The following is a 22272-nucleotide window of genomic DNA, read 5'->3' as shown; positions in this document are numbered from 1 at the left end:
ACATGACGTTTTTTAGACAGTAATATGTCTAACTTTTTTGTTGCTCTTTATAGGTCAATACCTTAGCTTGCTAAGCCCCATAACCTAGGTATACTTGAGACAACAAAGTCTCTAGGAGAGTCCGATGGAATATAGTACCTCTGAACTGTGTGATCACTTTGCTGATGTAGTCGATGTACTCGAACCTATGTTCATTAATTTTGGTGGCCGCGGCGCCTTTTGCGGGCGTATTCGCACCATCAAGTGTTTTGAAAGTAACCAGCTTATTCGCGAAGTTTTGCAACAAGACGGTACCAATTCGGTACTCTTAGTCGATGGCGGTGGTTCAACCCGTCGCGCCCTAATCGACATAGAACTGGCGGAACTTGCGGTGGAAAACAATTGGGAAGGGATCATTGTCTATGGTGCCGTGCGTCATGTCGATGAGCTCGAAGAATTAGAGCTGGGCATTCAAGCCATTGCCTCCATTCCCGTGGCCGCCGATAACCTCGCCCCTGGTGAAGAAGGCGTTCCGGTTAATTTCGCCGGCGTTTCCTTCTATGAAGATGATTATCTCTACGCCGATAGCACAGGTATTATTATCTCCGCCGAAGAGCTTGAACTCGAATATGTCGAGGACGATGAGCTTATTGGCCTAAACGATTAATGCCGCTATGGAATATGCAGTTAATATCTATGACGAACAGAGCATTGCCGATTTAGTCGCCGCCCGCAGCGCCGAGCAGCGAGTATTTCAGAGCATTGCCCTGCTCGATACCGAGGTGGAATTTAGCCAGGCGCTAAAAGACGCCAAAGATTTCGGTATTCGCTATGTCGTTGTCGGCATTCCCGAAGACATAGGCCCCCGGGCGAATCTCGGCAAAGGCGGCGCAGACCAAGGTTTTCGTGCCTTTTTGTCGAAGTTCCTCAATATTCCGGTTAATGAATTTACTCCGGTACAGGATGTCTTACTACTCGGTGAGGTCGATTGTGCCGATCTGCAACAGCAAAGTCAGGCTCTCGATAACGGTAATGCCGACGATTTGGCGAAGTTACGCACCTTATGCGGCGAACTGGACCAGCGTATCGAGCCGGTTATTACCGCCATTTTCGAGGCTGGGCTGACGCCCATAGTTATTGGCGGTGGCCATAACAATTGCTACCCACTGCTGGCGGCCAGCGCCAAGCATTACAATACAGCTGTTAATGCCATAAACCTTGATCCACACGGCGATTTCCGCGCCCTTGAAGGTCGCCATAGCGGCAATGGTTTCCACTACGCGGCGGCAGAAGGTTACCTTAAGCACTATCATGTGGTGGCGCTGGATCAGCAAAAGAATAATGCTGCCATCCTAGCGGCTATGGCGCAGCATCAAAGCACCTACACCAGCTATCACAGCCTTAAGGTGTTGGCACAAACCTCGATTGTGGAAAGTGTTAATGACGCTCTGGACAGCTTTACCCACCAGGCACCATTGGCCATAGGCTGGATATAGATGCCATTACTTTGGCACCGGCCAGCGCCTTAAATTATCGTGGTATGTCTTTGAATGATGCCGAGCAATATGTTTATAACGCCACCTGCGACAGCGATGTGGCCTATTTGCATTTATGTGAAGCGGCGCCGAGCCAGGACCCTAATGGCCTTAGCGCCGGCTTTAATGCCGCAGGGCAACTGCTTAGCGCTTTAGTGATCGCCTTTTTACGCGCTCGCTACCACAGCTAAGAGCCTGAGCTAAGCACTTGAGCGCCTCTACCAGCTAGGGGCGCTTTGCTGTTCCACTTTTTGCTGCCATTGACGTGTCCAGCTCAATAAGCCATCTGCCGGCAAGGGGTGGGTAAACACATAACCCTGAGCCCCTTGCACATTAAACTCTTTTACATAGCTTAACTGCGTCGTTGTGCCAACACCCTGACAAATCACTTGGGCATTTAGGTGGCGGTGCATATCGATTAAGCCGTTTAACAGCGCTTTGTTGTTACTGGTGTAGTCGACATCAGCTGTCAGACTTGGGTCAACTTTAACGTATTCGAGATTGATCTTCGGCAACTTGGCCAAGAACAACGGTGTTTCACCCATGCCATCCAGACACAAGTGGATCCCCTTCTGATGCAAACGGGTCAATAACGCCAAGCCGCGCTTATCCAGAGACATAAGCACCGTCAGCGGACATTCGATAATTAAATCTCCCGCCTTTAGCCTGTGCTCACGCAGAATGCGGCCGGCAAACTCAACAAACTCATCGTGCAGTATTTCTTCACCGAAGAGATTGACGCTCACCGGCATGCCCAAGCCTTCCATCTTCAGTCCCTTAGCCATTTCGGCGGCACGCTCAAGCACATGGAAGGCCAGCTTATAACCTCGGCCCACGGCACGTAAATCGCGGATAAAGTCTTTCGCTTCAACCATGCCACGCTCCGGATGCTGCCAGCGCAGCAGTAATTCAGCATAAAGGGGCTTATTCCCTTCTAGACCAATCACCGGTTGGAAATACAAAGAGAAGTCTCGCTCAAAGTCTACCGCGCTCAGCAAGCGTAGTTGCTGCTGATGAGCGGCAGCCTGCTGCTCAAGGGAGTCATGATAATGGCAAATACGTTGCTGTGGATGAAATTCGATGGCCCTGTAGCCCTGCTGTAGTAAATCATCCAACGAAGTGTCACCGGCCATACCGGTACTTAGGGCGATATGTGGCTTAAGCTCCACCACCCCGTGACGAGAATTAAAGGGTTTTTGCAGCACCGCTGCTATGTCTTCGGCTAGACGCTCATGGCAATGACTGTCCGGACTGATATCTATCACCAGGCCATAACACAGAGGCGCGACCTGAAAAACTTCAATGGCAAACTGCTCTCGCAGCTGCAGATTCAAAACGCTTGGCTGCGCTGCCACCTTATTAATACGCGCCAGACTTTGCATCAAAACCAGTTCGGCAAACTCCTGACCTAGTGAGCGATTTAACTGCTCATAGCCTTCTACCTGTAATAGCAAGAGGGCAACCTGATGATTATTCTTTTGGCGCCACAGGTTGTATTGAGTAACCGCCTGGCCCCAGGAAATAACGGGCAGGCTGCGGGCATTTAGTTCATTATGCTGAGCCTTTAACAGCTGTTCATCATCGTTGCCTTCCAGTTCCATAAAGGCCATAACTTGCAATATCAAAGGCAGGATGCACAGCCAGGAAAAATGCAATGGCCACACCAGATTGAGTGTAACAACCAGTAATTGCAGGGCCACTAGTGCGCCCCGCACCTGCAGTATTTGAGGTGCTTGATGGCGGTAAAACCACCACCAACGTGCGGCAAAGACTAAAATTAAAATACCGCTGGCGACATGCCATTGACCACCGACATAGGCCAATCCCGCAAGCGAATAGCACATCGCACTGATGCCGTCTTTACGTTCGCTGATCAACACCAGGCTGATCAATAAGGCCATTATAAATAAGCCACAAATAAAGGCACCAAGATGAATACTGGTTATCATAAGTTTTTATTATCACTGTGTGAGTGGCCGAGATCCCGGCCACTTAGGATTTAGTCACTTATGATTAAAAAGCCTTACTTAATACCCCCTGAATCCAAAGCTTTTTCAACGGATTTGTACCGAATTCATAACTTAATTGCGATGGGTGTTCAATATCCCATAAGGCGATGTCGGCACGCATATTAGCAGCCAACTGACCACGGTCATTCAGACCCAGAGCCTTAGCAGCATATCGCGTTACTCCGAGCAGGCTTTGCCCTGGCGTTAAGCGGAACAGGGTGCAGGCCATATTCATCATTAATTGCAGCGAACACAGGGGCGAAGTGCCCGGGTTGAAATCGGTAGCAATGGCAATAGGCACCTCATAGCGCTGCAATAGCTCGATAGGTGGGTACTTGGTTTCACGCAGGTAGTAAAAGGCCCCAGGCAACAGCACGGCAACCATGTCTGCGTCCTTCATCGCCTTCACACCGGCTTCATCCAGGTGCTCCAGGTGATCCGCCGACAATGCCTGATAACGCGCGGCCAAGGCCGTGCCATGCATGTTAGATAACTGCTCGGCGTGTAGCTTTACATTAAAGCCCAGCTCTTTGGCACGTTTAAATACGCGCTCGGTCTGTGCCTGATTAAAACCGACATTTTCACAAAATACGTCAACCGCGGTGGCTAGTTTTTGCTGCGCTACCGCCGGCAGCATCTGCTCGCATACCAGGTCGATATAACCATCGGCATCGCCCTTGTACTCAGGTGGCAAAGCATGAGCACCCAAGAAAGTGCTTTCGATATGCACTGGGTGGTGCTCCTGAAGCAGCGCAGCCACTTCCAGCAACTTAATCTCGCTGGCCAAATCCAGACCATAACCCGACTTGGTTTCCACCGTGGTAACACCCTCACGCATAAGTGCATCAAGACGCTGCTTGGCTTTGGTAAAAAGCTCTTGTGGCTCGGCCGCACGCGTGGCGCGTACCGTGGTGGCAATACCGCCGCCTTGTTGAGCGATGCTTTCGTAGCTTTCGCCCTGCAGACGACGCTCAAACTCCTGAGAGCGATTTCCACCGAAGATAATATGGGTGTGACAGTCAACCAAGCCAGGCGTCAACCAGGCACCGCCAGCGGAGTACACGGGTAACGACAGCAGATCCACTTGTGGCATCTCAGCCATGGGGCCCACCCAAGCGATCTTATCGCCGCTTAGCAATACGGCGCCGTTTTCGATAATACCGTAGTCATCATTTTCTGATGCAACCATGGTCGCGATATTGGCATCAATAATAACCTGATCAATTTGCATGCGGTTCTCCAAAATTAGCCCTACTTGTATAGACAAGAAAATATGCGCCATGTTACACAGCGCCCGTGGGCAGCGCAAAATTTATAGGCGCGACATAAAACCTGCGTTTGCCGAGACTGTTAAGTTAATTGTGCAATTATCTTTGCACTTGCCTTTGCGCTTTGCTGCGCACCTTAGATATCGCGGCTGTAGGTAAAGCCAAGGGCTTGGATGGCGTTGCCATTTATCACTCGCGCCACCGCCTTTTCGGCGCTAAATTGTGGCATTTCACTTCCCAAACGCTGGCAATGCCCACGGTAGTAATCCTGTTTTGATGGGTGGCTTGGGTGTACCAGATTATAAATAGGCTGCGCTTGTGGATAGTGTTGAATCAAGGTCAGAATGCCGGCTATTACATCATCGCGATGCACCATATTGACTACATCCTCAGCATGGGAGGATAAGGTTTTACCGGCAACAAAGCGGCCGGGCTCCCGCTGCGGCCCAACCAGGCCACCTAAACGCAAGACCTTGGCACCGCATGCCAACGCAACTTGTTCCGCCTCGCTCAGACCTTGCTGACGCGCTGTTTCCAGCGTTAACGCACTGTGCTCATCATACTGGCCATTTTGTTGATCATAAATCCCGGTACTGGAGCACAACACAAAGCCTTTGCCCTTAAGTTCTTGAGAGAGGGCCAAGGCCTGTTTCAGGCTTTGCTGATAATTACTGGGTTGGCGTCGGGCGCCAGGGCTCATGGCGCATACCCAATAAGCATCGGTGAGCGAGACATTGTGCACCAGGGTGCCGTCATCTTGCAGTGCAAACTGGCGATCATGGGCTTGGAGCCCCTGCTCTCTGTGTGTAGCCTCTACCTGCCAGCCCTGAGCCAGCGCAGTTTGTGCCAAGGCCTCACCGAGCCAACCGGCGCCGATTATCACTAGTTTCTTATCCATTTATTGCCACCATTTGCTGCAGAACCCAAGTCGTACAGCATATCTGAATAGGGTTTATGCACATCATACTATTGCCGCCACAAAGCAAACAAGAGCCCCAATTATTGCTGCAGATCAACAAGCAGCCAGGGACTTTTATTTACACTGCCTAGGGTCTGTTGACCTTTGTTGTTTGTTTCTGCAGCAGTCTGTAGTGAATTTATACAAGGCGGCACCTGTGTGGTGTAGTTATTCTACATAAACATGTAACAACACAGTAGAAATGCGCTACAAACGCTGTCCTGCGGGTTCATCTAAACGCATCCTGCTCTGTGTTACTCGCTATGAATATAGAATGACTATGCATCATAACGAGCGTCGTGATCAGAATGCGTTTAGATTGAACATAAAGTAAACCGCAAAGATAAACAGACCCAATTATCATTAACCAAAGTGGATATGCGTCGTGATCAAACAAGTGCAATGGCAAAGCCAGCTAATCAACAAATACAATGTCTCCGGGCCAAGATACACCTCTTACCCAACGGCCTTACAGTTGCAGCCCGGGGCCAATACGCAAACCCTGGTGCAAGCCTTACAGCGATGCCCCAGCGGCGGATTATCCCTGTATATTCATATCCCCTTCTGTCATCAGCTGTGCTACTACTGCGGCTGCAACAAGGTAGTTACCCGCCATCAGCATAAAGCCGATTTGTATCTGGATTATCTGGGTAAAGAAATGGCCCTGCTGAGCGAGCATTGTCGCCACTTAAACGTACAGCAACTGCATTTAGGCGGTGGTACACCTACCTTCCTAGACACAGCGCAGATGGCACGTTTAATGGCCATGCTTGACCAGCACTTTCAGTTCGCCCAAGATGGCGAGCGCAGCATAGAGGTTGACCCCAGAGATTTGCCTCTGGAACGCATCGATGAATTGCAGCAGCTGGGCTTTAACCGCATCTCATTCGGCGTCCAGGACTTTAATGATGAGGTACAACTGGCGGTCAACCGCCCGCAATGTGCCAGTGAGGTCGAGGCCTTGGTGCGCCGCGCTAAAGAAGTGGGCTTTAATTCGGTTAATGTGGATATGATCTATGGCCTGCCGCTGCAAACGCCCGAATCCTTTGCCGTCTCCATTGAGCGCCTATTGGATATAGGTCCGGATCGGGTATCGGTATTTAACTATGCGCACCTGCCGGACCTTTTCGCCGCACAGCGTAAGATCAAAGACGCCGATCTGCCCGATGCCACGGCCAAACTCACCATGTTTAAACAAACTCTGGAGCGCATGATAGCGGCAGATTATCAATTTATCGGCATGGACCACTTTGCCAAGAAGGACGATGAGCTCGCCATAGCCCAGCGCGAAGGACATCTTCATCGTAATTTCCAGGGTTACACCTTGGGTGGCGATCTGCCCTTACTCGGCCTTGGGGTGTCGGCCATTTCGCAATTACACGGACATATCATCCAAAACCAAAAAGAGCTGAAAAGCTACTATGGGGCTTTAGAGCAAAACCAGCTCAGCGCCTGCAAGGAAATCCACTTAAGTGCAGAAGACGAGCTAAGGGCGGCGGTAATCAAGCAGCTTATTTGCCACTTCGAGCTCGATATAGCGGCATTTTCAAAGCGCTATGACTTCGATTTTAAACAGCATTTTGCCGCTGAATTAGCACAGCTACAGGGCTTTATCGACGACGGTATGCTCACTATCGAGGACGATATCATAAGCATTAACGCCTCTGGCGTACTCTTTATTCGCATCATCTGCATGTGTTTCGATGCTTACCTGCAAAACCAGCTCAATCAGCAGCGCTTCTCGCGGGTGATCTGAAAACGCTAGACAGCAAAAAGCCGCCAAGAGGCGGCTTTTTTGTGAACATGCTTGCCATGTATGGCACAAATAGCTACATAAATACGTGTTTGCTATTTGGGTCTGCATCAAAATGCATGACCAGCTTTTCGCTGTCGGCCAGGATCTGCTCTTCAAGCTCCTGCTCTTTACGCCAGCGGGCACTGTCCTGCTTAAAAATTTCCTTTTTCGAGTACTTCTTACGGGCCTCATGAGTCGGCAAGTCTTTCACCGCCTCATACATGGCAAACACACCCGGATATTCCTCTTCCAGGTTAGCTTCCTGCGCCTTGCTGTGTTGGCTCATCAACACCCATACTCGCAAGCAACCCTCTGAGTATTCGCACTGCCCCTCTTTCATCGCCTTGGCGATCAGGTTAATGCTATCGCTCAGTTTGGCGTTACGGGCGGCACGTTTTTTTGCGTATTCGGCCTGTTGTTTTGCCAAGCGCTGATTTTGCTCACGCACCTGCCACAATAAGCGACCGGCATAAAAAGCCAGAGCGGCAATGATCAAGGCGCCAAAAATTAGAGCTATGATCCAGGGGCCACTCATTTTTCGTCCTCGTCATCAAGCCATTCATTGGCCAGAGAGTCATTCATATAGTCATCAAGCAAGTCTTCATCATCCTCGAAGTCGTCATCATCCAAACCGAGGATTTCACATAGCTGCTGATGGCGCTCAACCTTGGCATTAAAGTACTTAGCATCTTTACCTTGCAGGATCTCGCCATTGTCGTGACGGTCGATCAAGGCCAACAGACGCTCATCGGACTCTAACTGCTCCAATTCTTGTTCAGGCGTCAACTCCGGCTCTTTGTAGGTGCTAAGTACCGCTTGTGGTTTCAGATCTTTACGTACCTGCGGCTTTTGCGGTTGCGCCGTTGTGACCTCAGGGGTCAGGCTTACCGGCTTTTTACTGCCAACGCGATTATCACCGCTGGCACTGCCCTTGGCCTCTGTGGTTTCCACCTTCAGTAGCTGGGAGTTACGGTTACCCGCCTGGGCACCCTTGGTCTTTTTCTTGGCGCGCAGCTCTTTTAGCGCACGAAGCTCTCTTAATTTGTCTTTACTTAAGCGCGCAGTGCCATTATTAATGACTTTGCGTGACTTTTTCTTTCTGGTCATAGCATTCTCTAGCTTGCGGGCTTTGTTAAAAAGATGACATCGGCCGCGATAAATTCAAGGGTTAATCCAAAACGCTCAGCAATATAAGCAAAGGTTTCTTTGCTATAAAAGGCAATGTGCGTTGGATCATTTTTGTAATGCCAGGTAGCAAAGCGTTGTACATCGATCACCAATTTTGTCATTAACGCTAACGTCCCACCTGGGCGTAATAATTCTAGCCACAAGTGCAACTGCTGCTGCGGTTGTGCTAGGTGCTCGATCACTTCGGTACTACAAACGAAGTCATAGCGAGCCTGTAATACCTCTTGTTGAGGCTGGTAGTACAGATCATATAAGGCCACTGTGTGCCCCTGCTCTCGCAGCATGCTTGCCAATAGTGGCGCCGGGCCACAGCCAAAATCCAAACCTGAACTGGCCGTCGACAAACGCTCATTTAAGGGCGTAAAGATCCGTGTCAGAAAGCGGCGATAACCTTCATCATTGAGGTCATTCTCGTGCTGATCATAAATGGCTTTCTCATCCGCTGCGCTGAGGTGCTGAGGTGCAGCCACAAACACTAAGGCGCAACTGGCACATTGCCAATAGTCGCGTACTTTATCTTGATGATAATGGCTGATTTGCGCACTGTTGCACAAGGGGCAGGAGATCGCTTTCATGGTGCGCATTGTAACAGGACAAATAAAAAGGCGGTAGAGCAAAACTCTACCGCCGGATAACTCGAGCGCCAACTACTAATTGGACACTTCTCCCTTCGACTTTTATCAGTCTGTATTTATTATTTTTATTATTATTACTTTCCGTATTGTTGTTATTTTTCTTCCGTGTGGTGTTTTATTTTTCTCGGTCTTCCTAACGCTTTCTACTTCTTCCTTGTGGTGCATCTATTGATGCTCCCCTAGCGCACTAGCTTGTCGCGCTTCCTATGCTCTGATCCCTGTTGTAATTCTTTGTTGCGACAGCAGATAATTTACTGACTCATAAATTAGTTACAACTAATTTATAACTTTTTTATTAAAAAACACTAATTCAGTTATAGCTAACACTAGCTTTTTCATTAGGTTAGCATCACCAGAACATTAAATTTGAGTAATAGCTTACATGCATATATGGTCAATGTCCTACAAGAAAGTAGGAAATATCCCTAGGTTAGACTACCCACAAAAAAAGCAGCTAATGCTGCTTTTTTTAAATACTTAACTAATGCTTAGTGAAGGCCACCAAGATATTTAGAAAGTACTTCAATATCTTTGTCCGTTAGCTTCATAGCGATATCACGCATCATGCCGTTGTGGTCATTACCACGAACGCCGCTGCGGAATTTTTCTAACTGGCTCTTGATGTACTCAGGATGCTGGAATGACACCTTAGGGAAACCTGCTAGTGAGGTACCGTTACCACGAGGACCATGACAAGCTGCACAAGCTGGAATACCACGCTCGGCATCACCGGCCTTGTAAAGCTGTTGACCAACGGCCACTACGTCTTCAGGAGTCGAGCCTTCAGACATATGTAAAGATGAGAAGTAAGCAGCCAAGTCTTTCATGTCCTGATCGCTTAGCGGCATAGCCATACCGCTCATAACAGGATCCATACGACCCTCTTTGCCCCCAGAGGTCATGCCTACTTTGAATTCTTTCAATTGCTTGTAGATGTACTCGGCATGCTGACCCGCAATCTTGGGGTACATAGTGACAGGCGCGTTACCATCTGGGCCGTGACAAGCAGCACAAGTTGCCGATTTGTCTTTACCAGCGTTAATATCGCCATCGAATGCTGCCGCGTTGTTTGCACTCAACACACCAACCAGCATAGTTAAAGATAAAACTAATTTCTTCATGGTAAATTCTCTGTTCCAGACCCTGTATTCAAATACAATCGTTTCGATGCAATGGCATTATTCTACACGATAAAAATTTCTCTGGCACGTTTTCTACCCATATTAAACTTATAAAAAGCGGGGTTTTAAGGAAAAAAAGTGATGCAAACCAGATTTAAATCAATTTATCCTGCGCTTGTAGAGCCTTTAGGTTCACCCCAATCTGATATAAAATAGCCTTTAGATCAGTTTCGAGCCCCCACTTCAGGAGTCAATGTGGCAAAATCACGTGTCAATTACACCCAAGCGCAATTCATTACCAGCGCTCCGGATATCACTAAGTTACCGGAAGATACTGGTATTGAAATCGCTTTTGCTGGGCGTTCTAACGCAGGTAAATCTAGCTCGCTCAATACCCTGACCGAGCAAAAATTGGCGCGTACCAGTAAAACTCCCGGCCGTACTCAGTTAATCAATGCCTTTGCCTTAGGCGAAGATCAGCGTTTGATCGACTTGCCCGGTTATGGTTTTGCCAAGGTACCGCTGGAAATGAAAAAGAAGTGGCAAAAATCTTTGGGTGAATACCTGCAAAAACGCCAAAGCCTTAAGGGCCTGGTGGTACTGATGGATATTCGCCACCCGTTAAAAGATTTGGACAGACAGCTTATTGAGTGGGCCAGCGGCAGCGGTATTCCGGTGTTGGCACTGCTTACCAAGGCCGATAAATTCAAACAAGGCAAGCGCAACTCAGAAGTACTTAAGGTACGCCGAGAGCTTGCCGAGGTGTCTGAATTAATCAAGGTGCATGCCTTTTCATCCCTTAAAGGCACAGGCCTGAACGAACTACAAAAACAGCTCGACGAGTGGTTTTTGGGCCCGGTTCAGGTTAATCCGCCGAGCGAAAACGAAGCCGCTCCGGAATAAAGCATAAACTCCTGCTGCGTGGTCTCAATCAATTCCTGAGCCCACGCATAAAATACCGCCCGCGAAATCTTCGCCTCGACATTATGAGGCAACTGCAAATAAGGCACTTCCTGGCCTTGTGCATCCTGATGCAACACCAAGGGATGCGTTTCTCCAACAATAAATTCACGGCCTATATTATCGCGGCAAATCAGCAGCGGATGATGTGTGTCATGCTCGGGCAACTCTTGCAGGCGCCAATCAACAATCAACAAAGGCGCATCGGCTACGCTGATGGCCATTTTCTCAACCGGCGTTTTTAAGTAATACTGACCCTGCTCACGACACAGCACCTTGGCAAAAAGTTGCACCAGGGGCAAACGCTTAATCGCACTGCCTTGATGGTGCCAAATGCCGTCGGCGCTGATATGAATATCAATGGCGCCGCAATGCTGCGGCTGCCACTGCTCCATCGGCGCGCTTTGCTGTTCGATCAAGCGCGACAAGGAAGCTAAGGGGTCGTTATTTTGACTCATTCAGGGTCAGCACAAAGGAGACCGGCACGGCGCGGGTAATGGATTTCAACCCGGCCACTTTTTGCAACTCGTCAATGCCCGAGGTCAGGGCAAAATCAGCAGGCTTTACCAATACAGGTGCCATTGAACTTACCTGGATATTATTGTTTTTATCCAAGCTGGCCAGCAGGTCGATATTAACGGTTTGCGTTTTCCCATGCAGGCTGACGGTCGCATCCAGGTTGGCTTGCGCGCTACCTTGTTGCTTAAGCTCGGCCAAAAGCGCTTTAACATCCGCCTGCAAAGTTAATGCAGGAAATTCTACGGTGTTAAATAACATCTTCTGCATGCGTTCGTTGCGAATAGGGATCTGCGTTTCCACGCTGGCCAGGTCGATAGTTAAATTAAACTGACCGGCGTCGCTCAACACCCCGGAAATCTGCTTAAAGTAATGATTTTCTGCTATTTGGTTATTCTTAACGGAAACAAAATTCACACGGCTTTGGTCATTGGCCACCTGCCAATCAGCATGAGCCTGAGCACCAGCAAATAGAGCAGTGGTAACCAAAAGTGTACGAGTAATAGAATTAAACATAACGCAGTTCCTTAATTAGCGGGATTGACCTAGGGTAAGTTGGATCCTAGAACTAGAGTGTAATTGAGATAACGGCGAAAGTTAATATAGGAAGAAAAAGCCGGCTTACCAAATAGCAAGCCGGATATAGCAATCTGGGGAGAAGCTATCAATACGCTGTACCATCGCTAAGCGAGTGGCACATCATCAACAGGATGTCCTACAGGATGAGGACGCGCGGACTTTAACAAATCACCCCCCATAAATAAACGCCCCAGCAGCCATTACATGCATATTTAATTCCGTATAAACCAAAAAAAACCAAATATTATATAATTTTACAAAAGGTTAACTATTGGAAAGTTTTTTCAATTAATTTGCACAGATACCCGGCCACAGCCGATTAAGTGAGGTTAAGTGAGGTTAAGTGGGCGGACAGAGGCAGAAAGAATAAGGGGAGCCTCTGCTCCCCTTTGATTTTAATTAATGTGCTTGTTGCCAGTTATCACCGCTGTCGGCTTCGGCAATCAAGGGCACATCCAGCTTGGCAGCGGCGGCCATTAGGTTACAGATCTGCTCGGTGTAGGCCGGCACATCCTGCTCCTTGATTTCAAACACCAGTTCATCGTGTACCTGCATCAGTATCTTAATGCTGTCCTTGGGTTGTTCTTTTACCCACTGATGCACGCTGATCATGGCTTTTTTTATGATATCGGCGGCGGTTCCCTGCATAGGCGCATTAATTGCGGCACGCTCAGCGGCCTTACGACGCGCTCCGTTACGGGCATTGATCTCAGGCAGATGCAGACGACGACCAAAGAGGGTTTCCACATAGCCTTTTTCGGCGGCGCTTTCGCGGGTGCGCTCCATGTACTCTAAAACGCCGGGGAAGCGTTCAAAGTACTTATCCATATAATGCTGAGCTTCGTGGCGCGGAATATCCAACTGACGGGCTAAACCAAATGCCGACATACCGTAGATCAAACCGAAGTTAACGGCCTTGGCCTTACGACGCATATCGCTGGTCACCTCATCAAGCGGCACGGAGAAAACCTCGCTGGCGGTGGCGCTGTGCACATCCAGCCCCTCGGCAAAGGCACTAAGCAGACCCTTATCCTGAGACAGGTGCGCCATAATGCGCAGCTCTATTTGCGAGTAGTCGGCAGCGACTATCTTATAACCTGGGCTGGCGACAAAGGCTTCACGGATACGTCGACCTTCTTCCGAACGAATAGGAATATTTTGCAAGTTAGGGTCCGTCGAGCTTAAACGCCCTGTGGCCGTAACTGCTTGGTGATACGAGGTATGCACCCGCTTAGTTTTCTCATTGACCATCAGCGGCAGCTTATCCGTGTAGGTGGACTTAAGCTTAGATAAACCGCGATGTTCGATGATCACTTTAGGCAACGGATAATCGTGCGCCAACTCCTGCAACACCTCTTCGGCGGTTGACGGCGCGCCCTTCGGGGTTTTCTTAATAATCGGCAGCTCAAGCTTTTCGAATAAGATGGCCTGGAGCTGCTTGGGTGAGCCAAGGTTAAACTCCTCACCGGCCATATCATAGGCTTCTTTTTCCAGCTCTTGTAAACGCTCACCTAAGCGCTGAGAGTGCTGAGCCAGCATCTGCGAGTCGATCACCACGCCGGTGCGCTCTATATCGGAAAGCACTTCAACCAAGGGCAATTCAATATCGCAGAACACCGATTTTAAGTTGTCGTCGGCGGCGACCTTAGGCCATAAATGCTGGTGCAAGCGCAGGGTAATATCTGCGTCTTCGGCGGCATAAGGGGCGGCATTCTCCAACTCGATTTGATTAAAGGTCAGCTGCTTTTTACCCTTGCCGGCAATGTCTTCAAAGCTGATATTCTTGTGGCCCAGATATTTTAGCGCCAGCGAGTCCATATCATGGCGGGTGCCGACGCTGTTAAATACATAAGACTCAAGCATGGTATCGAAGGCGATGCCGTTAAATTCAATGCCGGCATTGGCTAGTATGCTCTTATCATATTTAAGATTTTGCCCGACCTTGGGCTTATTTTTGTCGCTTAGGATAGGTCCCAGCTTGGCCAGGATCAGTTCTAACGGCAGTTGCTCCGGCGCTCCCGGATAGTCATGGCTGATGGGTAAATAGGCAGCCTCACCCACTTCCACGGCAAAGCTCATACCCACAAGCTGCGCCTGCATATAGTCCACACTTGTGGTTTCGGTATCAAAGGCGATCAGCTCGGCATCTTGTAACTTCTTCACCCAGGTATCCAGCTGCGCTTCGGTCAAGATGGTTTCATAATGGGCGTCTGCTTTTGGTACTTCCTGCACCTCGGTAGGAGCGTCCAGGTGAGTGTCTGTGTCCGTGCCCTTATCCAGCAATTCACCAAGCCAACGGCGGAATTCACATTCGCCATAAAGCCTAATCAGTGCATCCGTATCCGGTGCAAGCAACTTAAGCTGCTCTAAGTCTTCTTCCACCTCCACATCAAGCTTGATGGTCGCCAGCTCGTAGCTCAATGGCAGTTGGCCAACGGCATTACGTAACTTTTCACCAATTTTGCCTTTGATCTCATCGGCGTGCTCAATAACCCCTTGCAGGGAGTCGAATTGATCCAACCACTTCACCGCGGTTTTCGGACCACAACCTTCAACACCCGGAATGTTATCAACCTTATCTCCCATCAGCGCCAGGTAATCGATAATGCGCTCAGGGCCAACACCGAACTTCTCTTTCACCGAGTCGGGATCGGAAATACTGTTGGTCATGGTGTTGATCAGGGTGACATGCTCGTTCACCAACTGCGCCATGTCTTTATCACCGGTTGAGATCAACACGTGGCGTTTTTGTTCGCTGGCGATGCGCGCATAGGTGCCGATAACATCATCGGCCTCTACACCTTCAATGCTGATCAGCGGAAAACCCATGGCACGGATAATATCGTGCAAGGGGGCAATCTGGCTGCGAAGATCATCTGGCATAGGCGGACGATGCGCCTTGTATTCGCTGTACATATCGTTGCGGAAGGTTTTGCCCTTGGCATCAAACACCACCACCATGTGCGATGGGTCGTATTGCTTCACCAGACTTTTCAGCATATTCACCACACCATAGATGGCACCTGTGGCTTCGCCTTTGGAGTTGGTTAAATGCGGTGGCGCATGATAGGCACGAAATAAATAGGAGGAACCGTCAACTAAGATAAGCGGATTTTCAGGGATTTGCGCCATTTTTCAGCACTCAATTAGGGTAATTGCTAATGGCTAAAGGATGCCATAAGGCGACTAAGAAAACGAGCAGCAAAATGGTGCAAACCGTCTTTACGCTGAGTTTTAAGATCTGATCTTGGCCTATTTATTATCTATATGCTGGCCGCCCCCCTAAATGATCGGGGCAAAGCCGCTTAGCAAGCGCCTGAGAAATGCACTATTAGGGCGCAGTTGCACCATGATAAGCTGTGGATAACTTTGTAGATAAAAAGCACGAGAAAATATCCGAAGTCATAAAACTGACATCAGATTAAATTTAACTTTTTGTTTTTTAACGAAAAAAAGAAGAAACTCCGTATCTTATTTTCTTATTATTTTTTATATCCATTGTGGAAACCGGTTATTTGTGGGTCGTTTTTAGAGTAACCCTTCTAAATAACCAGCTAAGCATTCTAGCATAATGGATCAAAGATCCCAGCGATCCTTTATAACTTTTTTCTCATAAGCTATCGTTCATAAAGCATAAATGAGCATTGACGGGAGCTGGCTTAGCTGGCTACCTTACTGTTTTAGTTATTTTTCAGTTAGGAATTCAAAGTTATGACCAAGGTAGCGATCATCCTTAGCGGCTGTGGTGTATTTGATGGGGCCGAAATTCATGAGTCGGTATTAACCCTGCTTTATCTCGATCAAGCCGGAGCCCAGTACCAGTGCTTTGCTCCCAATATCAACCAACATCATGTGCTTAACCACCTAACCGGCGAAGAGCAAGCGCAAACCCGTAACGTGCTTGAAGAAGCGGCGCGTATTGCCCGCGGTGAGATCCTGGATCTAAAAGAACTGAATGTCGATGACTACGATGCCCTTGTGGTGCCCGGCGGCTTTGGCGCCGCAAAAAATCTCTGCGACTTCGCCTTAAAAGGCGTAAACAGCAGCCTTAATAGCGATGTTGAGCGTGTATGTAAGGCCTTCGCCGAACAGCATAAACCCGCCGCCTACTTATGCATTGCCCCGGCGCTTATCGCCAACATCTACCCCCAGGGTACCAAGGCGACCATAGGTAATGATGCCGATACTGCCGCCGCCCTAACGGCACTCGGCGCCGAACATGTAGCATGCAGTGTTGATAACATAGTGGTTGATGAGCAGGCCAAGGTGGTGTCCACCCCGGCCTATATGTTGGCGGGATCCATTAAAGAAGCGGCCAGCGGCATTGAAAAGGCAATCAACAAGTTGCTTAGCCTGATTTAATCACTGAGCAAAAAACAAGCAATGGCAAGTTAAAATTTGCGCTAAAGCATAAAATGCCTACTTTTTAACACATTAATAAAGGCTAGGCATTTTATAAATTGTTTGGCGAGGTTATACTTTGCCGATATTTCGTCACCCGGTCACTTTGACCGTTAGCATCCGAATGAGCAAAGAAACATGAAGAAACTATCTGCCGCATTGTTATTGTTATCCACCGCTGTATACGCACAGCCTCAAGACAACGCTATGACCGAAGAAGCGATCAAGAAACGTCTTCAGCCTATTGGCGAGGTTTACCTAGCTGGTCAAACTGCTGCCGTTGATACCGCACCTGCCGGTCCGCGCAGTGGTGAACAAGTGTATCAGGCTTCATGTTTCGCGTGTCACGGCTCGGGCGCACTAGGTGCACCGAAAACAGCGGCCGATTGGGAGCCTCGTCTAGCTAAGGGTGCCGACACTCTGCTTAACCATGCCATCAACGGTTTTAACGCCATGCCACCTCGCGGTACTTGCATGGATTGTTCTGATGATGAGATCCAAGCCGCTATCGATTTTATGACTAAGCAGTAAGCGCTTAGCACCTAACATCTTGTTTAAAGGGAGGCTTTGCCTCCCTTTTTGTTATCTGACTTCCTTGACCTAGGTTACAAAAGGTGAAATATTCAACGGTTAAGATTTGGTCAAAAACCTAGTGATGCGTTCAGTGGATGAGTGTTCAGTAAATAAGTTGCGCAAGCAAAACAAGCGCCTAAAGGAACTGCTGCAAAAATATAAGCATCAGCATCATTTGCAGTATGCACTTATTGGCCTATCCGAGCAGGCTAGCACTCATCCGGATCTTAATTCCTTTTACCCAGCCATTCGGCAGCTCCTGGCCGATTATGTTCCCAGTAAGAACTTCTATGTGGTGTTGCAAAACCCCATTTCAGGGTTACTTGAGCTCTCCTATTTTGTCGATCAAAAAGATGCTCCGTCGCATCCCGAACTTACCGAGCAGCATTTTGAGCAAAGCCTCACCGGCTATGTTTTTCGCTCCCAGGCTACGGCGTACTTTAATCGTGCCACCATGGCAGCGGCGGCGGCAGAAGGTAAATTTAACTTACATGGCACCCGCTCCGAGCATTGGTTAGGTGTGCCCATATATCAAGACACCCAGGTGATTGGTGTCATGGTGTCGCAAAGTTACGAGCAAGAGCTTGGCTATAGCAAGGAACAAATAGAGCTATTCGAGGTGATTGCCCTGTATCTGGCCACCGCCATAGAGCGGGTAAAAAAGCGCGAGCTCTTAGAACGTCAAGTGGAGCAGCGCACCCTGGCGCTCACTCAAAGCAATCACGCCCTCAATGAAGAAATAGCCCAGCGTAAAAAAGCACTGGAGCGCCAACAAACCCTGTTTCAAATTGCCGAGCTGGCCACACAGGCGATCAATATAGATGATGTGTATTACCAGGTGCATCAAATAATGAAGAGCATCACCTACGCCCAAAACCTCTATATCGCCCTCTATGATAATGACAAAAACTGGCTGACCTTTCCCTACGCCGTCGATGAAAGCGACCCTGATTTTAGCCCTCGCTCCTTTGCCAAAGGCTACAGTGAGTTAGTGCTTACCAGTAAAAAATGCCAGTTGATCAGCCGTGAACGTGGCGATCAACTCTGTAAGCAAGGCCTGGTTGAACCCACCCGCGCTCTCACCAGCACAGGGCGCTGCACCAGCTGGCTGGGTGCACCACTAAAAACCGCGCAGGGAGTTATTGGCTTGATCGTCTGTCAGGCCTACAACAATAAATATGAGTTTGTGCAAGAAGATGTTGAGCTGATCGCCTATGTTTCCAATCAGATTGCCAATGTTTTGCAAAACCAGCTATCGCAACAGGCCTTAAGGCTAAGTCACCAGCAATTGGAGCTGCGCGTGGCCGAAAAAACCAAGGAGTTGCGCCAGGCTAATATCCATCTGCAATTGCAAATAGACGAACGCCGTAAAATAGAGCAGCAGCTGTATCATGACGCTCATCATGATGCCCTCACCAGACTGCCCAATCGCAGCCTCTTTATCGCCCAGCTCGAACGCACCATGGCGCATTCTCAGCACCTACCCGAGCAGAATTTTGCCGTGCTTTTTATCGATCTCGATAAGTTTAAAGAGATCAATGATCAACTCGGGCACCAGTTTGGCGATCAATTCCTGATAGCCGTGGCCACCAAACTAAAGCAATGCGTACGTGAGCACGATTTGATCGCCCGTTTGGGCGGCGATGAATTTGTTGTCTTACTGTCGCGCTTGCAAGACAGACAGCAGGCTGAGGATGTAGCCAAGCGTATTATCGCGGTGATGCAACAGCCTTTTTGCTATCAAGGCAGCTGTATTCAGGGTGGCGCCAGTATCGGCATTACCTATAGCGATGCCGGGTATAGCGATATAGATGAGGTGATCCGCGACGCCGATGCCGCCATGTATTATGCCAAACAAAGTGGTAAAGGGCGCTTTGAGTTTTATCATCCCCTGCTCAATTACGCCGAGGTGCAAGCGCACGGCCAAAGCGAACACCATTTAATGGACTTACACACCCATTTTCAAAGCAGTCAGGTGCTTGATGCCGAGCAGCAGCCAATTTGCCAGTTGCTCAGCGCCTACGGCGAACATCCGGTGCTCGGCAGCACCAGTTTTGAGCAACTTAAGCGCTTTAGCAGCGACAGCTATATGCTCGCCAAGGTAGAACTCAAGTTACTGCAATATGGTTTTGCCGAGCATAATAACCAGGGCTTAACCCTGCTTAAGTGCTCAACGGTGTTACTTGAAGATGAGCATTTCAAGAGTTTGTATTCTTGGATCAGTCAACTCGATAATATCGAGCATTTATGCCTGTTGTTTGATGAGCCGGAATTGAGTTGTGCCAGTGCCAAGCAACTGCACAATCTTGATGCTTTAAGCCAAAGCGGTGTGTATATCGGCCTGAATAACTTTGCCCAGGAGGGCTGCGAGCTTGGGTTGCTGGCGCAATTCCCCTATTACTGCGTGTTACTGAGCAACAACTTTAGTCGCCGCCTGTTACCAGAGCCAAACTATGCGCTTATGCTGCAAGGCATACTGGCGCTGACCAAAGAGGCGAACTGTAAACTGATGACAAAAAGCCCGGACTCTCAGGCCGAGCGCGATAAACTGGAGCGCCTGGGCATTGAATACTTTATCGGCCAACGTTCACCACTGACACAGCAAAGGCCGTTAAGTCAGTTTACTTCTTTAACATCGCCCGTAAGTTAGCGACCCGCGCCTGCCCTTGCTGCATACGCTGCTCCTGGTTTTGCGGCGGCTTTCGCGCCTCAAAGGCAAGATCCTGCTGCGGCAATTCCTCAACAAAGCGACTGATCTCCGGGGTGATCACCTCACCGAATTGGCGACGATTTTTGGCATAGGTCATCACCAATTCCTGCTGCGCTCGGGTAATACCCACATAGGCTAAGCGGCGTTCTTCTTCAACATTATCCTCATCGATACTGCTTTGATGCGGCAATAAGCCCTCTTCCATGCCCACCATAAACACATAAGGGAACTCCAACCCCTTGGAGGCATGCAGGGTCAGCAATTGCACCGCATCGCTGTCGTCCTCTTCCTCGTTACGCTCCATCATATCGCGCAGCGCCAGCTTGGTGACCACCTCGGGCAAGGTTAAAGGCTCATTATCGGCATCGCCGGTAAGCATATCTGTGATCCAGCGATACAGCTCGGAGACGTTCTTCATACGCATCTCGGCGGCCTTGGCACTGGTCGAGGTTTCGTACAAATAGGCTTCGTAGTTTATCTGGCGCACCAGATCCTTGACCGCCTCCAGGGTGTCGCTGCGCTGGGCATTATCGGCCAGCTCCACCACCCAGCGGGCAAAGCCCATCAAGGCATTAAAGCCACGCCCCTGTAAACGCCCAGCCAGTTCGGGCTCAAAACAAGCGGCAAACAAGCTAATGTGCTTTTCATTGGCCAAGCTACCCAACTTTTCCAAGGTCACCGGGCCGATTTCCCGTTTCGGTGTATTGACGATACGCAAAAACGCATTGTCATCATCCTGATTCACCAGCAGGCGCAGATAGGCCATCATGTCCTTGATTTCCGCACGGGCGAAAAACGACATGCCGCCGCTGATCTTGTAGGGAATACGGTTGCTCATCAGCGCCTTTTCAAATAACCGGGCCTGGTGGTTACCGCGATACAGGATGGCGTAATCCTTGTAATTAGTGCGCTTGGTAAACTTATGGGAGATGATCTCTGCCACCACCCGCTCTGCCTCATGCTCCTCATCCCGGGTGGCGATAACCTTGATCTCCTCGCCATAATTGAGCTCACTAAAGAGTTTTTTATCAAAGACATGAGGGTTATTGGCGATCAGTATATTGGCCGCCTTAAGGATACGTCCGGCACTGCGGTAGTTTTGTTCCAGCTTGATCAGACGCAAGCCAGGAAAGTCCTTACTGAGCAGCACCAGGTTTTGTGGTTTGGCACCACGCCAGGAATAAATGGATTGGTCGTCGTCGCCTACCACGGTAAAGCGAGCGCGCTGCCCCACCAAGAGTTTTACCAACTGATATTGGCTGGTGTTAGTATCCTGATATTCATCCACCAGCAGATAACGAAACCGGTTTTGCCAGCGCTCACGCACCTCGGCATTGGACCCCAGCAACAGGGTTGGGATCATAATGAGATCGTCAAAGTCCATGGCGTTATAGGCGCGCAACTGGGTTTGATAGCGGGCATAGAGCTGAGCAAACAGCGCCTTTTGCGGCTCTCGCGCCATGGCAATGGCCTGCGGCGGCAGGATCAGCTCGTTTTTCCAATCGCCAATCTGCATTTTCAGCAGATTGAGTAAATCTTTATCCCCTTGCAATTCATCGGCGGTCAGCTCATTAAGCAGCTGATTGGTATCCTGATCATCAAACAGGGAAAAGCCCGCCTTAAAGCCTAAGGTCTTCAGCTCTTTTTTAATGATCTCCAAACCCAAGGTATGAAAGGTCGATACCCACAAACCCTTGGCCTCTTGCTTGCCCAAGGTTTGCGCCACCCGCTCACGCATTTCCCGCGCCGCCTTGTTGGTAAAGGTCACCGCAGCAATATTTCGCGCCTGATACTGACAGTTTTGCACCAGGTGGGCGATTTTATTGGTAATAACCCGGGTTTTACCCGAGCCGGCGCCGGCCAACACCAGGCAGGGTCCGCTAATGTACTTTACCGCTTCATTTTGCTGGGGATTGAGCTTCATAAACACTAATTTAAATCACATGGGACCGGCTATTTTAGCCTATCTGGGAGCGCGATACAGCCATGATAGGCAGGGCTTGGGAAATTAGTTACACTTAGGGCAGATAAAGATAGGAGCCAGA

At 49.2% G+C, this 22272-nt stretch carries 19 protein-coding genes; 8 read left to right on the top strand and 11 right to left on the bottom strand.

The window, feature by feature from the left end; translation table 11 throughout:
- Nucleotides 1-124 precede the first annotated feature (124 nt).
- From rraA to C2M17_RS16155, 3 genes are read left to right on the top strand one after another with little or no spacing between them, the layout of a single operon-like run.
- Nucleotides 125-646 carry a ribonuclease E activity regulator RraA gene (gene rraA / locus C2M17_RS02655; RefSeq protein ID WP_105199332.1) on the top strand — a complete coding sequence of 174 codons (522 nt, stop codon included), beginning with the start codon at nucleotides 125-127 and terminating at the stop codon, nucleotides 644-646.
- A 7-nt stretch (nucleotides 647-653) separates the two neighbouring features.
- Nucleotides 654-1475: an arginase family protein gene (locus C2M17_RS02650; RefSeq protein WP_325050652.1), complete on the top strand. Its 822-nt coding sequence runs from the start codon at nucleotides 654-656 to the stop codon at nucleotides 1473-1475.
- Nucleotides 1476-1519: 44 nt separating this feature from the next.
- A complete protein-coding gene (locus tag C2M17_RS16155; RefSeq protein WP_325050651.1) occupies nucleotides 1520-1705 on the top strand; it encodes a hypothetical protein in 186 nt (61 codons plus the stop codon).
- Nucleotides 1706-1732: 27 nt separating this feature from the next.
- On the opposite strand, the gene C2M17_RS02645 is transcribed toward C2M17_RS16155, so the two are convergent.
- From C2M17_RS02645 to C2M17_RS02635, 3 genes are all read right to left on the bottom strand, one after another.
- Nucleotides 1733-3463, bottom strand: coding sequence for an EAL domain-containing protein (locus tag C2M17_RS02645; protein ID WP_105199331.1), 1731 nt, complete (start codon nucleotides 3461-3463; stop codon nucleotides 1733-1735).
- 64 nt (nucleotides 3464-3527) lie between these two features.
- A complete protein-coding gene (hutI, locus tag C2M17_RS02640; RefSeq protein ID WP_105199330.1) occupies nucleotides 3528-4754 on the bottom strand; it encodes an imidazolonepropionase in 1227 nt (408 codons plus the stop codon).
- A 173-nt stretch (nucleotides 4755-4927) separates the two neighbouring features.
- Entirely contained in the window at nucleotides 4928-5689 is a 762-nt protein-coding gene (locus C2M17_RS02635) for an NADP-binding protein (RefSeq protein ID WP_105199329.1), read from the bottom strand.
- A gap of 445 nt (nucleotides 5690-6134) precedes the next feature.
- Between C2M17_RS02635 and hemN the strand changes: the two genes are divergently transcribed.
- A complete protein-coding gene (gene hemN / locus C2M17_RS02625; RefSeq protein ID WP_105199327.1) occupies nucleotides 6135-7505 on the top strand; it encodes an oxygen-independent coproporphyrinogen III oxidase in 1371 nt (456 codons plus the stop codon).
- A gap of 73 nt (nucleotides 7506-7578) precedes the next feature.
- Here hemN and C2M17_RS02620 read toward each other — a convergent pair whose 3' ends face one another.
- The 4 genes from C2M17_RS02620 to C2M17_RS02605 form a co-directional block, all read right to left on the bottom strand.
- Nucleotides 7579-8079, bottom strand: a complete 501-nt coding sequence (locus C2M17_RS02620) for a DUF2489 domain-containing protein (RefSeq protein WP_105199326.1) — start codon at nucleotides 8077-8079, stop codon at nucleotides 7579-7581.
- On the bottom strand, nucleotides 8076-8651 hold the full coding sequence (gene yihI, locus C2M17_RS02615) for a Der GTPase-activating protein YihI (protein ID WP_105199325.1): 576 nt from the start codon (nucleotides 8649-8651) through the stop codon (nucleotides 8076-8078). The genes C2M17_RS02620 and yihI overlap by 4 nt, the downstream gene beginning before the upstream one ends.
- A gap of 8 nt (nucleotides 8652-8659) precedes the next feature.
- Nucleotides 8660-9316: a class I SAM-dependent methyltransferase gene (locus C2M17_RS02610; RefSeq protein ID WP_105199324.1), complete on the bottom strand. Its 657-nt coding sequence runs from the start codon at nucleotides 9314-9316 to the stop codon at nucleotides 8660-8662.
- A 539-nt stretch (nucleotides 9317-9855) separates the two neighbouring features.
- On the bottom strand, nucleotides 9856-10488 hold the full coding sequence (locus C2M17_RS02605) for a c-type cytochrome (protein WP_105199323.1): 633 nt from the start codon (nucleotides 10486-10488) through the stop codon (nucleotides 9856-9858).
- A 255-nt stretch (nucleotides 10489-10743) separates the two neighbouring features.
- On the opposite strand from C2M17_RS02605, the gene yihA reads away from it, so the two are divergent.
- Nucleotides 10744-11391 carry a ribosome biogenesis GTP-binding protein YihA/YsxC gene (gene yihA, locus C2M17_RS02600; RefSeq protein WP_105199322.1) on the top strand — a complete coding sequence of 216 codons (648 nt, stop codon included), beginning with the start codon at nucleotides 10744-10746 and terminating at the stop codon, nucleotides 11389-11391.
- Here the strand turns inward: yihA and C2M17_RS02595 are convergent.
- The 3 genes from C2M17_RS02595 to polA all read right to left on the bottom strand — a co-directional run bounded on the left by C2M17_RS02595 (nucleotide 11349) and on the right by polA (nucleotide 15675).
- Complete coding sequence (locus C2M17_RS02595) at nucleotides 11349-11906, bottom strand: DUF1285 domain-containing protein (RefSeq protein ID WP_105199321.1); 558 nt, start codon at nucleotides 11904-11906, stop codon at nucleotides 11349-11351. The genes yihA and C2M17_RS02595 overlap by 43 nt on opposite strands.
- On the bottom strand, nucleotides 11893-12480 hold the full coding sequence (locus tag C2M17_RS02590) for a YceI family protein (RefSeq protein ID WP_105199320.1): 588 nt from the start codon (nucleotides 12478-12480) through the stop codon (nucleotides 11893-11895). The genes C2M17_RS02595 and C2M17_RS02590 overlap by 14 nt, the downstream gene beginning before the upstream one ends.
- 462 nt (nucleotides 12481-12942) lie before the next feature.
- On the bottom strand, nucleotides 12943-15675 hold the full coding sequence (gene polA, locus C2M17_RS02585; RefSeq protein ID WP_105199319.1) for a DNA polymerase I: 2733 nt from the start codon (nucleotides 15673-15675) through the stop codon (nucleotides 12943-12945).
- Nucleotides 15676-16254: 579 nt separating this feature from the next.
- Between polA and elbB the strand changes: the two genes are divergently transcribed.
- From elbB to C2M17_RS02570, 3 genes are all read left to right on the top strand, one after another.
- A complete protein-coding gene (elbB, locus tag C2M17_RS02580; protein WP_105199318.1) occupies nucleotides 16255-16905 on the top strand; it encodes an isoprenoid biosynthesis glyoxalase ElbB in 651 nt (216 codons plus the stop codon).
- A 177-nt stretch (nucleotides 16906-17082) separates the two neighbouring features.
- Entirely contained in the window at nucleotides 17083-17475 is a 393-nt protein-coding gene (locus tag C2M17_RS02575) for a c-type cytochrome (RefSeq protein WP_105199317.1), read from the top strand.
- A 124-nt stretch (nucleotides 17476-17599) separates the two neighbouring features.
- On the top strand, nucleotides 17600-20167 hold the full coding sequence (locus C2M17_RS02570; RefSeq protein WP_105199316.1) for a diguanylate cyclase domain-containing protein: 2568 nt from the start codon (nucleotides 17600-17602) through the stop codon (nucleotides 20165-20167).
- On the opposite strand, the gene rep is transcribed toward C2M17_RS02570, so the two are convergent.
- A complete protein-coding gene (gene rep / locus C2M17_RS02565) occupies nucleotides 20139-22151 on the bottom strand; it encodes a DNA helicase Rep (RefSeq protein ID WP_105199315.1) in 2013 nt (670 codons plus the stop codon). The two genes, C2M17_RS02570 and rep, sit on opposite strands and share 29 nt — an antisense overlap.
- Nucleotides 22152-22272: the final 121 nt, after the last annotated feature.

This window comes from Pseudoalteromonas sp. T1lg10 (assembly GCF_002964545.1).
Taxonomy (GTDB): domain Bacteria; phylum Pseudomonadota; class Gammaproteobacteria; order Enterobacterales; family Alteromonadaceae; genus Pseudoalteromonas.
Note: the sequence above shows the minus strand (reverse complement) of the source record. Positions and strands in the feature narration are given on the sequence as shown.

Bases quoted from the DNA above. Each gene is read 5' to 3' on its own strand.
- rraA (WP_105199332.1), top strand. From the start codon at position 125: ATGGAATATAGTACCTCTGAACTGTGTGATCACTTTGCTGATGTAGTC.
- C2M17_RS02650 (WP_325050652.1), top strand. From the start codon at position 654: ATGGAATATGCAGTTAATATCTATGACGAACAGAGCATTGCCGATTTA.
- C2M17_RS16155 (WP_325050651.1), top strand. From the start codon at position 1,520: ATGTCTTTGAATGATGCCGAGCAATATGTTTATAACGCCACCTGCGAC.
- C2M17_RS02645 (WP_105199331.1), bottom strand. From the start codon at position 3,463: ATGATAACCAGTATTCATCTTGGTGCCTTTATTTGTGGCTTATTTATA.
- hutI (WP_105199330.1), bottom strand. From the start codon at position 4,754: ATGCAAATTGATCAGGTTATTATTGATGCCAATATCGCGACCATGGTT.
- C2M17_RS02635 (WP_105199329.1), bottom strand. From the start codon at position 5,689: ATGGATAAGAAACTAGTGATAATCGGCGCCGGTTGGCTCGGTGAGGCC.
- C2M17_RS02620 (WP_105199326.1), bottom strand. From the start codon at position 8,079: ATGAGTGGCCCCTGGATCATAGCTCTAATTTTTGGCGCCTTGATCATT.
- yihI (WP_105199325.1), bottom strand. From the start codon at position 8,651: ATGACCAGAAAGAAAAAGTCACGCAAAGTCATTAATAATGGCACTGCG.
- C2M17_RS02610 (WP_105199324.1), bottom strand. From the start codon at position 9,316: ATGCGCACCATGAAAGCGATCTCCTGCCCCTTGTGCAACAGTGCGCAA.
- C2M17_RS02605 (WP_105199323.1), bottom strand. From the start codon at position 10,488: ATGAAGAAATTAGTTTTATCTTTAACTATGCTGGTTGGTGTGTTGAGT.
- C2M17_RS02595 (WP_105199321.1), bottom strand. From the start codon at position 11,906: ATGAGTCAAAATAACGACCCCTTAGCTTCCTTGTCGCGCTTGATCGAA.
- C2M17_RS02590 (WP_105199320.1), bottom strand. From the start codon at position 12,480: ATGTTTAATTCTATTACTCGTACACTTTTGGTTACCACTGCTCTATTT.
- polA (WP_105199319.1), bottom strand. From the start codon at position 15,675: ATGGCGCAAATCCCTGAAAATCCGCTTATCTTAGTTGACGGTTCCTCC.
- elbB (WP_105199318.1), top strand. From the start codon at position 16,255: ATGACCAAGGTAGCGATCATCCTTAGCGGCTGTGGTGTATTTGATGGG.
- C2M17_RS02575 (WP_105199317.1), top strand. From the start codon at position 17,083: ATGAAGAAACTATCTGCCGCATTGTTATTGTTATCCACCGCTGTATAC.
- C2M17_RS02570 (WP_105199316.1), top strand. From the start codon at position 17,600: ATGCGTTCAGTGGATGAGTGTTCAGTAAATAAGTTGCGCAAGCAAAAC.
- rep (WP_105199315.1), bottom strand. From the start codon at position 22,151: ATGAAGCTCAATCCCCAGCAAAATGAAGCGGTAAAGTACATTAGCGGA.